7 protein-coding genes are annotated in these 12,915 nt (G+C 57.5%); 5 read left to right on the top strand and 2 right to left on the bottom strand.

Annotated elements, in window-relative coordinates; translation table 11 throughout:
• The first annotated feature begins 119 nt into the window (after positions 1–119).
• From IV01_RS22070 to IV01_RS22055, 4 genes are all read left to right on the top strand, one after another.
• Positions 120–1,796: a fatty acid--CoA ligase gene (locus tag IV01_RS22070; protein ID WP_032625699.1), complete on the top strand. Its 1,677-nt coding sequence runs from the start codon at positions 120–122 to the stop codon at positions 1,794–1,796.
• Positions 1,797–2,204: 408 nt separating this feature from the next.
• A complete protein-coding gene (locus tag IV01_RS22065; protein WP_032625701.1) occupies positions 2,205–4,142 on the top strand; it encodes a DUF1302 domain-containing protein in 1,938 nt (645 codons plus the stop codon).
• A gap of 29 nt (positions 4,143–4,171) precedes the next feature.
• On the top strand, positions 4,172–5,536 hold the full coding sequence (locus IV01_RS22060) for a DUF1329 domain-containing protein (RefSeq protein WP_032625819.1): 1,365 nt from the start codon (positions 4,172–4,174) through the stop codon (positions 5,534–5,536).
• Between the two features lie 457 nt (positions 5,537–5,993).
• Entirely contained in the window at positions 5,994–8,726 is a 2,733-nt protein-coding gene (locus IV01_RS22055; RefSeq protein WP_032625703.1) for a LuxR C-terminal-related transcriptional regulator, read from the top strand.
• A gap of 182 nt (positions 8,727–8,908) precedes the next feature.
• Here the strand turns inward: IV01_RS22055 and IV01_RS22050 are convergent, their stop codons facing one another.
• Positions 8,909–10,108, bottom strand: a complete 1,200-nt coding sequence (locus IV01_RS22050) for an HD-GYP domain-containing protein (RefSeq protein WP_032625705.1) — start codon at positions 10,106–10,108, stop codon at positions 8,909–8,911.
• A gap of 586 nt (positions 10,109–10,694) precedes the next feature.
• On the opposite strand from IV01_RS22050, the gene IV01_RS22045 reads away from it, so the two are divergent.
• Positions 10,695–11,399, top strand: coding sequence for an OmpA family lipoprotein (locus IV01_RS22045; RefSeq protein WP_032625708.1), 705 nt, complete (start codon positions 10,695–10,697; stop codon positions 11,397–11,399).
• 544 nt (positions 11,400–11,943) lie between these two features.
• Here the strand turns inward: IV01_RS22045 and IV01_RS22040 are convergent.
• Complete coding sequence (locus tag IV01_RS22040) at positions 11,944–12,852, bottom strand: acyltransferase (protein ID WP_032625710.1); 909 nt, start codon at positions 12,850–12,852, stop codon at positions 11,944–11,946.
• Between the last annotated feature and the right edge of the window lie 63 nt (positions 12,853–12,915).

Raw genomic sequence — 12,915 nt, forward strand, 5'->3', positions numbered from 1 at the left:
CCCTGATCCCTGCACCGCGCTCGGTCAGCAAATCATCCTTTCGGCTGATCTGGCTGGCGAGGTCCGCCTCTAAAGTCCATATTTCAAGCCACGCCTGTGTACTTTGAAAAGGAACTCCTATGTTGCAGACCCGCGTTATTCCGCCAGCCGATGGTGCCTATCAGTATCCACTTTTGATCAAGCGGCTATTGATGTCCGGCAGCCGCTACGAAAAAACCCGGGAAATCGTCTACCGCGACATCATGCGCTACACCTATCCAGAGCTGGTCGAGCGCGTGTCCCGGCTGGCCAACGTGCTGACCGAAGCCGGGGTCAAGGCCGGGGATACGGTGGCGGTGATGGATTGGGACAGCCATCGCTATCTGGAATGCATGTTCGCCGTGCCGATGATTGGCGCGGTGATCCACACCGTCAATATTCGGCTGTCTCCCGAGCAGATCGTTTACACGATGAACCACGCGGAAGATAAATTCGTGCTGGTCAACAGTGAGTTCGTCGGCTTGTACCAGGCCATTGCCGGGCATCTCACCACCGTCGAAAAAACCTTGCTGCTAACGGATTTGCCGGAGAAAACCGCTGATCTGCCGAATCTGGTGGGCGAGTACGAATCCTTGCTGGCCCAGGCGAGCAGCGAATATGAGTTCGAAGAGTTCGACGAGAATTCGGTCGCAACCACTTTCTATACCACCGGCACTACGGGTAACCCCAAGGGCGTGTACTTCAGCCATCGACAGCTGGTGCTGCACACCATGGGCGTGGCGACCATTGTTGGCAGTGCCGAACGCTTGCTTGGCACCGATGATGTATACATGCCCATCACGCCGATGTTTCACGTCCATGCCTGGGGCATGCCTTACGCCGCAACCATGCTGGGGATCAAACAGGTATACCCAGGTCGTTATGATCCGGAAATGCTGGTGGCGTTGTGGCGTAAGGAGCAGGTGACCTTCTCCCATTGCGTGCCGACCATCATGCAGATGGTGCTCAATTGCAAAAGCGCCCAGGACGTCGACTTCAGCGGCTGGAAGATCATCATTGGTGGCAGCTCCCTGACTCGCAGCCTGTACGAAGCCGCCAAGGCGCGCGGCATCGCATTGACCGGCGCTTATGGCATGTCCGAGACCGGCCCGCTGATTTCCGTAGCGCATATTAACGATCAATTGCGCGCCGGCACTGAAGATGAGCGCGTCACCTATCGCATCAAGGCGGGAGTGCCCGGGATTCTGGTGGATGCGGCGATTGTCGACGAAAACGGCAATTTTCTTCCCGCCGACGGTGAAACCATGGGCGAACTGGTGCTGCGCGCCCCCTGGCTGACCCAAGGTTATTACCGTGAGCCACAGAAGGGTGCCGAGCTCTGGGCGGGCGGCTGGCTGCACACCGGGGATGTGGCGACGCTGGACAGCATGGGCGTGATTGATATTCGCGACCGTATCAAGGACGTGATCAAGACTGGTGGCGAATGGATCTCGTCCCTGGCGTTGGAAGATCTCTGCAGTCGGCATCCGGGCGTACGCGAAGTGGCAGTGGTGGGCATCGCCGACCCGCAATGGGGCGAGCGGCCATTTGCGCTGCTGGTGGTACGTGAAGGCCACAGCATCGACGCCAGAGCACTGAAAGAGCACCTCAAGCCATTTGTTGAGTTGGGGCATATCAACAAGTGGGCAATCCCCCATCAGATAGCCCTTGTTACTGAAATTCCCAAGACCAGTGTCGGCAAGCTCGACAAGAAACGCATGCGGCTGGATATCGTCGAGTGGCAGAGCGCGAATAGCGCTTTTCTTTCTACTCTTTGAGTTTCCTTGGCAAGCCCATTTCCGCTTTGAAACGCGGTTTTCTGTGGGAGCGGTGCTTGCCCGCGATTTAGGCACTTCGGTCTAAAGTGAACCGCGTCCAGTCTTATCGTCGGAATGCCGCCCAGACCAAGCACCGCTCTCACGTTGGCCCCCGTTCCTCCAGAGACAACATTCCCACAATCCCCGTCCCAGACGGTTTCAGGCAACAAATCACACTTTAGAGGGATCATGCAGTGCATCCGGCTGGATATAGTCGGCATGGGCTGGGTAAAAACGAATGGGGATGCGCCTTCGTGTTGTAACCTTCTGGGTTACCCGATGAGCGTCCAGCGATTTTCGAGATAAAGCTCGCAGCGTTTTTAACCCATACCACTGCCAAAACAATAAAAAACACATGGAGTAGCGTCGATGACAACAGCAAACCAGTTCTGGCGCCGGGCGAAACTGCCCTTGGCCGTCAGTCTCGCTTCTACGCTCGCCGGTCCTGCGTTCGGCGTCAGTTTCAATATTGGCGAAATCGAAGGCAAGTTCGACTCGTCGCTCTCCGTTGGCGCCAGTTGGTCGACCGAAAAGGCCAACAAGAATCTGATCGGGTCCAACAACGGCGGGCATGGCCTGTCGCAAACGTCTGATGACGGGCACTTGAACTTCAAACGGGGTGAGACGTTTTCGAAGATCTTCAAGGGCATTCACGATCTGGAACTGAAGTACGGCGACACCGGCGTGTTCGTGCGGGGCAAGTACTGGTATGACTTTGAACTCAAGGACGAAGGGCGCGAATTCAAGGACATCAGCGATTCCAATCGCAAGGAAGGCGCCAAGTCTTCCGGCGGACAGATTCTCGACGCCTTCGTGTATCACAACTACAGCATTGGCGATGAGCCAGGCTCGGTACGTCTGGGTAAACAGGTCGTTAGCTGGGGTGAGAGTACCTTTATCCAGAACGGTATCAACAGCATCAACCCGGTGGACGTTTCAGCGTTCCGCCGTCCTGGCGCGGAAATCAAGGAAGGCCTGATTCCGGTCAACATGTTCTACCTGTCCCAAAGCCTCACTGAAAACCTCTCTGCTGAAGGTTTCTACCAGTTGGAATGGGATCAGACCGTTACTGACAACTGCGGCACATTCTTCTCGCAACCTGACGTCATCTCCGACGGCTGCGATAACAACCTGGCGGTGCTGCGCAGTCGCAATGGCTTGAACAGTTCGCTCACTGCTGCGGGCCTGCCGGCAGGCGCTCGGACTGCGATTCTCAATTCGCTGACCCAACAGGGCGTTCGCTTCGGCAACCCGGACGAGGGCGCCATTGTGCGTCGTGGTCCTGACCGGGATGCGCGTGATGGCGGCCAGTTCGGTCTGGCAATGCACTACAACTTTGAGCCGCTGGACACCGAGTTCGGCGCGTACTTCATGAACTACCACAGCCGCGCCCCGATCTTCAGTGGTCGTGGCGGCCCGGCCAGCGCCTACAGCGCGGCAGGTTTAGTCGGTTCCCTGGCGCGGGCGGGTATTCCAGTGGCGACTGCCACGGCATTGGCGCCGACTTTGCTGCCTGTGGTGGTCGCCGGTAACTCCAGTTATTACGTCGAATACCCGGAAGACATTCACCTGTACGGCCTGAGCTTCTCCACCACCTTGCCTACCGGCACCGCGTGGAGCGGCGAAATCAGCTACCGTCCGAATGCGCCGGTGCAGGTCAATACCACCGACATTCTGTATTCCGGCATCACGCCGCTGAACCCTAACGTGTCGGTGCTGCAAGGCCAGCCGAATACCGACCAGCCGGGCTACCGCCGCAAAGAAATCACCCAGATGCAAACCACCTTCACTCAGTTCTTTGACCAGGTCATGGGTGCGGAGCGTCTGACCGTGGTCGGTGAAGTGGGCTGGACCCACGTGGGCGGTCTGGAAAACACGTCGAAAATCCGTTACGGCCGTGACCCGAGCTATGGCCCTGGTCCGCTGCCAGCCGGGCAGTGCGCAACCCTCAACGCAGGCACCCTGACCGGCGCTGCGCAAAACAACCTCACCCGCTACTGCGAAAATGACGGCTTCACCACCGCCAACTCCTGGGGTTACCGCGCCCGGGCAATCTGGGACTACAACAGCGTCTTCGCCGGCGTCAACCTGCGCCCTAGCGTGGCCTGGTCCCATGACGTCGAAGGTTACTCGCCTGGTCCTGGCGGCAACTTCGAGGAAGGTCGCAAGGCGGTCAGCCTGGGTCTGGATGCCGAGTATCAGAACACTTACACCGCGAGCCTTTCGTACACCAACTTCTTTGATGGCAAGTACACCACTGTCGATGATCGCGACTTTGTTGCCCTCAGCTTTGGCATGAACTTCTAAGAACACGGTTTTCCAGGACGACTATGAAAATGAAAATAACAAAAGGTCTGTTGCAGGTCGGTGTGTTGAGTCTGTCGTTGTTGGCGACCGGCGTCATGGCCGCAGTGTCTGAATCGGAAGCAGCAAAGCTGGGTACCACATTGACACCCATGGGCGCGGAAAAGGCCGGTAACGCCGCCAATACCATTCCCGCCTGGAGCCCTATGCCGAAAAATGCGGGGGCGGTGGACAGTAAAGGCTTCCTGGCCAACCCGTATGCCAGCGAGAAACCGTTGTTCATCATCACGGCGGCCAACGTTGAGCAGTACAAGGCCAATCTGGCCCCTGGCCAATACGCGATGTTCAAGCGTTACCCGGAAAGCTTCAAGATGCCGGTCTATCCCTCACACCGTGGCGCCACTGTGCCCGATGATGTGTATGCCGCGATCAAGAGAAATGCCACCGGCACCAAGCTGGCGGCTGGCGGCAATGGACTGGAGAACTTCGAAACTGCCGTGCCGTTCCCGATTCCCCAAAACGGCAATGAGGTGATCTGGAACCACATCACCCGCTATCGCGGTGGCAGCGTGACCCGTCTGGTGACCCAGGCGACCCCGCAGCCAAACGGCTCTTACAGTCTGGTGTATTTCCGCGATCAGTTCGTGTTTCGCGACAAGATGAAAGATTTCGACCCGAAAAATCCCGGCAACGTGCTGTTCTATTTCAAGCAGGAAGTGACTGCTCCGGCGCGTCTGGCCGGTGGCGTGCTGCTGGTTCATGAAACCCTCGATCAGGTGAAGGAGCCGCGGTCTGCCTGGGTTTACAACGCTGGACAACGCCGGGTCCGTCGCGCTCCGCAAGTGTCCTATGACGGGCCGGGTACGGCGGCGGACGGTCTGCGCACCTCCGACAATCTGGACATGTACAACGGCGCACCGGATCGTTATGACTGGAAGCTCATCGGCAAACAGGAGCTTTACATCGCGTCCAACAGCCACAAGCTGGACGATCCCAAGCTGAAATACGCCGACATCATCAAGGCCGGCCATATCAATCAGGATCTGGCCCGTTACGAGCTGCGTCGCGTCTGGCACGTCACCGCCACGCTGAAGGAAGGTCAGCGCCACATCTATGCCAAACGCGATTTCTTCATCGACGAAGACACCTGGCAGGCTGCGGTGATCGACCACTACGACGGTCGCGGCCAACTGTGGCGCGTCGCCGAGGCTCATGCCGAGAACTACTACGACAAACAGGTTCCGTGGTACGCCCTGGAAGCCCTGTACGACCTGCAGTCGGGACGCTATCTGGCACTGGGCATGAAGAACGAAGAGAAGAGTGCTTACGACTTCGGCTTCACTGCAACTACCAGCGAATTCACGCCTAACGCACTGCGCCAGGAGGGGGTTCGGTAAGTTTGTAGGAGATCAAAAACCTGTGGGAGCGGTGCTTGTTCTGGGCGGCATTCCGACGATAAGGCTGGACGCGGTTCACTTCAGATCGCGGTGTCCTTATCGGGGCAAGCACCCACAAGAGTGATCTCAATAGTGGCGCGACGACGTGGGACCGGCTTTAGCCGGGAAGAGGCCAGTACATCCATCCGATATTTATCGTCTGAAATGCCGCCTTCCCGGCTAAAGCCGGTCCCACGTCAGATCCGCTTGCGAGCAAACATAGAATCTCCCACAGATGATTACCAACCCTGTCACCCGAAGCCCCTTCACGGGGGCTTTTTTATGGCCGCGTATTCGGTTCGATGATTGTAGGGAAATTGTTACAGTCTTTTCCGTACCAGCCTTCAAAAGAGCTCAGTTAGCGTCTAGTCTCCGGTGCATCCGCCAAGCCGATAAGACTTAAACAACAGAGCCGGCCATGACAGACCTGTCCCGTTTGCAAGGATTCGCAAACAGCGCCCTTCCCGCGCTGGAAGGGCGATTCTTTCGACCACCATTGCCTGACGGCTACGTTGCCCGTAGCCGTTTGTGCGAGCGATTGACTGCGGGTTTGTCCGGGCGGCTGTTGTTGGTTAGCGCGCCTGCAGGATTTGGTAAAAGCTCACTGGCGGTGGAGTTCTGCCAGAACTTGCCGCCGCAATGGCAAAGCGTATGGCTGGGGCTCAGCGAACGCGACAGCGATCCTGGGCGTTTTCTTGAGCGTTTGCTGACGGCCTTGCAGCAATTTTTTCCGCAACTGGGCGCGCAGGCGTCAGGTCTGTTGAAAATGCGCCAGCGCCACCAACCCTTTGCTTTTGAAGAATGGCTCGACGGTTTGCTGGATGAGCTGGCCATGCACCTGATGCTCAGCAAGCCGTTGCTGCTGGTGCTTGATGATTACCATCTGGCTCAGGGTTCGGTGCTGGATCGTTGTCTGCAATTTTTTCTCAATCATCTCCCGGCCGGGCTGGTCATCATGGTCACCAGCCGGCAACGTCCAGACTGGCACCTGGCACGGCTGCGCCTTTGCCAGCAATTGCTGGAGCTCAACGAGCAGGATCTGCGCCTGACTCACCCCGAATCAGTGGCCCTGCTCGGCCAGCACAGCCGCGCGCTGGACGCTGATGCGCTGCAAAGCCTGATCGAACGCAGCGAAGGCTGGGTTGCAGGGCTGCGATTCTGGCTACTGGCGGCATCCGAAGCCGGTGCCGACAGCGAGCTGCCACAGGCGCTACATGGCGGTGAAGGGTTGATTCGCGACTATTTGCTCGAAGAAGTCATCGAGTGCCTGCCTGCCGAAGTGCAAGCCTTCCTGTATGACACCGCCTGCCTTGAGCGTTTTTGCAGCCAGTTGTGCGACGCGGTCAGGGACAGCCACGACAGTCCGGAGATGCTCCGTTATCTGCAAGCGCATCAAGTGTTTCTGGTTCCGCTGGACGAGCATGGTCGCTGGTTTCGCTACCACCATTTGTTTACCGACCTGCTGCGCGCGCGCACTCAGGCCGGACCTCAACAGAATCGCCTGCACCTCAATGCGTGTCGCTGGTTCAGTGATCAGGGGTTGCTGGACGAGGCGGTCGAGCAGGCATTGCGCGCCGGGCATCTGGATGTGGCGGCCAATCTGGTTCAGAACCTTTCCGAAGAGCAGCTGTTGGCCGAACAGAATGTCGGCATGTTATTGCGCTGGAAAATGGATTTGCCCGATAGCTTGCTCATCAGCACGCCGCGCTTGATCGTGCTCTACGCATGGGCGCTAGGGCTGGCCTGTCAGCTCGACGCCGCTGAGGAGCTGGCCAGCCATCTGAGTCGTTTTCTACCTGCCCCTTCGGCCACCGCGCAGCAATCCATGCTTGCTCAATGGCTGGCGCTCAGCGGCATTATCGCTCGTGGTCGAGGTGACAGTGAAAAGACCCAGCGTTACTGCAACGAAGCCTTGCTCAGCCTGCCCCGCAAGCGCTATGGCCAGCGGCTGTTGTGCCTGTCGACGCTGGCCGGCTTGGCGATTACCGAAGGCGATATGTGGCGCGCAAGGGCGTTGAATCGCGATGCTCTCGAATTGGCGCAGCGAGTCGCCAACCCGCTTTTCGAAGCGCTCGCGCATTACGATCGCGCCAGGGTATTGCACGCTCGGGGCGAGGTGTTACGTGCCCTGGACGAGGTGCACCACGGGCTGCAGCGCCTCAAGGGGTTGTCCGCGCAGCGGCTCTACGCCGTGCGCGCCCGCCTGACCTTGTACGAAGGTTATTTGCTGACACTGCGTGGCCAGGACGGTCGCGCGCAGTTACTGGCGGGCCTGGGCGAGGCGCGTGCTTGTCGCGATATCAGTGTGCTGATCGCGCACTGTGCCATCGCCGGGCTGGAAGGGCGTGAAGGGCGCTTTGCCGAGGCGTTCGCCGAACTCGCTGAAGCCGAGCGCTTGATGCATATCTGGGACGTGCCGCCCATCTACTACTTGGCGATGATCACCCTTGCCAAGTGCGAGTTATGGCTGCGTCAGGGGCGCATCGATCTGGCCGAGGCCTGGTTATTGCGTCTGACCCAGACCTACAACAGTGAGCAGCCGGCGCCCTCTCCGGAGTGCGATCCGCAATTGCCTCAACATGTCGAGCTGCATTGCGCCGCGCTTGAACGTATTCAGGGGCGCAGCGGCGATTGTGCGAGACGGCTCGCAACCCTGGAAGACTACGCGCAGAAGATCGATGCGCAATTATTGCTCATGGCGGCGTTAATCCAGCAGATCCGACTGGTACTGGGTACGGCGGACGAGGGGCAGGGGACTGCTTTGTTGCAACGCTGTTTGCGCGCGGCGAGTGGTGGGGCATCGTTGCCATTCAATGAGCTGATCGAACAGCACCCTGACTGGATGCGCAAACAGCTGCTCCAGGCCGAACCTTGCCGCATTCGCGATCTGCTGCTGGAAAAACTCCCGGTCGCAGCCTGCGCGCAACGGGAGAGCTGCGAAACCACACATACCGTCGATACTCTCAGTGTGCGAGAGCTGGGCGTCCTGCAACTGATCGCACAGGGCTGTTCGAACCAGGAAATCAGCGACCAGCTATTTATCTCGCTGCACACCGTTAAAACCCATGCCAGCCATATCAACAGCAAACTGGGGGTCGAGCGTCGTACCCAGGCGGTGGCGCGGGCGCAGGAGTTGGGGTTGTTGGGCTAAGGACACCGCAGAACCTGCAGGAAATTCTATGGCTGCTCGCAAGCTGAATTGCGACGTGGCACCTGCTTTAGCCGGGAAAGCGGTCTCACGGACGATAAATATAGTTTGGATGTACAGGCCTATTCCCGGCTAAAGCCGGTCCCACGTCGAATCGCCATGGATATGCGGTGCACCCTCGGCTTTTAATTCCCCTCCGGCTTGAACCCCAACCAAAGCTCATCAATATCCGTCAGGCCCCAGTCTTCCGGGGACTCGACCCTGATGATGGTGTCGTGCTCCTGCTGGTTTGCCAGGTTGATGACCTTGTGTTCCAGGGGACGCCGCGTACGCGCCGACATGAAGACTTTTACCCGTGGCAGCAACAGCGATTGGCTATTCTGATCAACCACAACCCCTAGACGGCCGCTTTCGAGCCTCACCAGCGTGCCCACAGGATAGATGCCCAGCGTTTTGACGAAGGTCTGGAAGATCCCGTCGTCGAAATGACCTTTCCAGCTGGCCATTTCACGAATTGAACGTGCAGCGCCCCAGCCCTTTTTATAGGGCCGGTCGGAAGTCACCGCATCGTAGACATCGCATATCGCGCCCATGCGGGCGAACAGACCAATTTTTTCGCCCACCAAGCCGTGCGGGTAGCCCGAGCCGTCAAGTTTCTCGTGGTGATGCAGGCAAACATCCAACACCGTGGCGTTGGCTGTATTGCTTTCCTTAAGGATTTTCAGACCCGCTTCAGGGTGATACTTCATGACGGCAAATTCTTCTTCCGTCAGCCGGCCGGGTTTGTTGAGGATCTCAGGCGCGATCATCATTTTGCCGACGTCATGCATCAGCCCGCCAACCCCCGCCTCGCGCACCTTTTCCTCGCTCAAGGACATACGCCGCGCCAATGCGACCATCAGCGCACAGACTGCGACGGAATGCATATACGTGTATTCATCCGAAGTTTTCAAACGCGAGAGACTGATCAGCGCATGAGGATGGCGCAACACCGAATTGGAGATTTCCTCGACCAGCAGCTCAACGTCTGCCACGTTCATGGCTCTGCCCATTTTGGCTTCGGTGAACATGGTCATGACCGCGCTCTTGGCCCGGCCGCAGATCAATTTGGCTCGCAGCAGCTCCTTGGCCATGCTTGATGATGCGGTGCTGCCAAGGTCATCTTCGTCTGGAGCGGGCACAGCGGTACCGTCGGGTCGCAGGCCCAGGCTGGTGTCGATCCAGACTTCATTGATAGTGGACTGTTGAATCTGTCTGAGCAGTTCGGCGTCATTAAGCTCAAGATCAACCTGACTTGCCCACGACGGTTCGCTTAGCGCAGGTCGACAGAACTCATGGATGTGCATGCCCAGCATCAATTCGCAAACCGGGATCTTTTTCAGCATTGCCTGATTCCTGTTTGGCCTTGATGTGCTGCTGCCTTGCGCACCATCGAGTTTGAAGTTAGGGACATGGCAATTCATGACATTCGCTTTGAAGCTGGCAGATAAGCATGAGGGCGGAATGTACACACTCGGATGATGCCTGATTGCCATGTGCCATCATAGGGGGAGATCTAAAAATACAGCCGGGATTTGATGGCGATCAAGCAAGCGCCATATGCATCATCCATCACTCGTTATTTGCTATTTATGAGTGTTGTTTTTTGGCGTCGAACACATGAGTAATGGGAGGCGAGGCACGTGCTTAAAAACGTCCTCAACGGTTAAGCATCAAGCAACTGTTCGTTTTTAATCCCTGCTGTTTGTGTTGTTGGAGTCGTAATGACTGAGCGGTGTCGGTTGCCCATGGCCATCAACCCAATAGCCGGCTTTACTCATCGCCATTTGCGCCTATCGCCCCAGCGGCGCGATCGCTTTCCGGGCGGATCTGGGCTGTTCAGGCCCGGTTAAGGAATTTTTGACGAGTGTCATGCTCTAATTCGCGCACAAGTCTGTAAGGCTTGATGTTCATAGAATCAGGAGCATCTCCATGTTTACCTCACGTCGTTTGATTATTGCCGCTACTGCTCTGGCCATGCTTTCCGGGTGTGCGTCGCAGAATCCATATGACAACCAGGGTCAGGCGCAAAGCTCTGGTGGTGTCAGCAAAACTGCTAAATATGGTGGGCTGGGTGCTCTGGCCGGTGCCTTGGCCGGTGCGGCCATCGACCATAACAACCGTGGCAAAGGGGCCTTGATTGGTGCTGCTGTCGTGGGCGCAGCCTCGGCCGGTTACGGTTATTACGCTGACAAGCAGGAAGCCGCGTTGCGGGCCAGCATGGCCAATACCGGGGTTGAAGTTCAGCGCCAAGGCGATCAGATCAAGCTGATCATGCCGGGCAACATCACTTTTGCCACCGACTCTTCGGCCATCGCCAGCAGCTTCTATTCGCCACTGAACAACCTGGCGGGCTCGCTGAAGCAGTTCAACCAGAACAACATCGAAATCATTGGCTACACCGACAGCACCGGCTCGCGTCAGCACAACATGGACCTGTCCTTGCAGCGTGCGCAGAGTGTCAGCACTTACCTGACTTCTCAGGGCGTGGATTCTTCACACCTGTCGGTACGCGGTGCAGGCCCCGATCAGCCGATCGCAAGCAACGCCGACGCAAACGGCCGCGCCCAGAATCGTCGGGTAGAGGTCAACCTCAAGCCGATTCCGGGGCAGCAATACGAGCAGTATCAGCAGTAAAACCTGTAGGAGCTGCCGAAGGCTATGCATCTTAAACGGCGCCATTCGCAGCTTTGGCAGCTCTCATCAAACATAAAAATAACTATTTGAAATGCAATGCTGTTTTTGTAGGAGCGCGCTTGCCCGCGATAGCCTCATGTCAGGCAACACGGTTTTCGATGATGTACTGCCTCTTCGGATGCGGCCCAGACGAAGCGCGCTCAGAACCGTGAAGTGCACCCTGAATCTGTAGGAGTGAGCTTGCTCGCGATCGGCTGCGAAGCAGTCGTGAAAATATCGAATTCACCACCGCAGGAAAGTCGTTCCGACTTTATCGCGAGCAAGGTGGAGCGCCACCCCGGTCACTCCTACAGTCCAGCCTTGTGCCAGGCATGCCAAGTCACTGCCTAGTCATTAGTCGTTGCCCTATAGAAACTGCCCGAAGGCTGCGAACGTGGCGTGTGAGGCAAACCGCATTCGTCGACGTCGTAACCTTCGACTGTTGCTACAGCGTCCCGTGTTTGCTGCGCGACAGCGGCGTCCGGATGACGGGCGCGCCCCAGCATTAACGCGTTTTGCCGGGATACTCGGCATGCAACCGATCCAGCAAAAGGTCCTTCTCTTCCCACAGATGGTTGATCCACTGCTGAAACTCCAGGCGGTACTCGCCGTCCTGGTCGTAGTTCTTGCCGATGAAATGCTGCGGAATTTTGATTTCTTCAAAATGCGCAACCACCTCCTTGACGTTCCCGCACAGCAGATCCCAATAACCCGGACGCCCGTCGGGATAGTGAATCGTCACATTGATGATCGACTCCAGCTGCTCACCCATTGCATCCAGCACAAAAGCGATCCCGCCAGCCTTTGGTTTTAGCAGATGGCGAAAGGGTGAGTTTTGCTGGGCATGCTTGCCCTCGGTAAAGCGTGTGCCTTCGGCGAAATTGAAGATTCCTACCGGGTTATGGCGAAATTTCGCGCACGTACGGCGAGTGGTTTCCAAGTCTTTGCCTTTCTTTTCCGGATGCTTGGCCAGGTACGCCTTGGAATAGCGCTTCATGAACGGAAAGCCCAGCGCCCACCACGCCAGACCAATCACCGGCACCCAGATCAACTCCTGCTTGAGGAAGAACTTGAGAGGGCGGATCCGGCGGTTCAGCACGTACTGCAACACCATGATGTCGACCCAGCTCTGATGGTTGCTGGTCACCAGATAGGAGTGTTCATAGTCCAGGCCTTCCAGCCCTCTCATGTGCCAGCGGGTATGGCCCAGCAGATTCATCCAGCGGCTGTTGTTGGCGACCCAGGCTTCGTGGATATGGCTCATCAGCCAGTCGGTCAGCCGTTGCGCCGCCGTGAAGGGCAGGCAGAGTTTGAAGAGGGCGACGATGAACAGCGGCGTACAACAAACGACCGTATTGAGCGCCAACAGCAGCGAGGCAATAACGCCGCGCAATGGGGCAGGCAGGAAATCCATGGTGGATCAAACTCCAGAAAATGTTCGGCCGCTGTCGTCAGAGAAGCGACAGCGGCGAAGTGT

The sequence above is a fragment of the Pseudomonas syringae genome, from assembly GCF_000737245.1.
GTDB lineage: Bacteria > Pseudomonadota > Gammaproteobacteria > Pseudomonadales > Pseudomonadaceae > Aquipseudomonas > Aquipseudomonas syringae_J.

Bases quoted from the DNA above. Each gene is read 5' to 3' on its own strand.
- IV01_RS22070 (WP_032625699.1), top strand. From the start codon at position 120: ATGTTGCAGACCCGCGTTATTCCGCCAGCCGATGGTGCCTATCAGTAT.
- IV01_RS22065 (WP_032625701.1), top strand. From the start codon at position 2,205: ATGACAACAGCAAACCAGTTCTGGCGCCGGGCGAAACTGCCCTTGGCC.
- IV01_RS22060 (WP_032625819.1), top strand. From the start codon at position 4,172: ATGAAAATAACAAAAGGTCTGTTGCAGGTCGGTGTGTTGAGTCTGTCG.
- IV01_RS22055 (WP_032625703.1), top strand. From the start codon at position 5,994: ATGACAGACCTGTCCCGTTTGCAAGGATTCGCAAACAGCGCCCTTCCC.
- IV01_RS22050 (WP_032625705.1), bottom strand. From the start codon at position 10,108: ATGCTGAAAAAGATCCCGGTTTGCGAATTGATGCTGGGCATGCACATC.
- IV01_RS22045 (WP_032625708.1), top strand. From the start codon at position 10,695: ATGTTTACCTCACGTCGTTTGATTATTGCCGCTACTGCTCTGGCCATG.
- IV01_RS22040 (WP_032625710.1), bottom strand. From the start codon at position 12,852: ATGGATTTCCTGCCTGCCCCATTGCGCGGCGTTATTGCCTCGCTGCTG.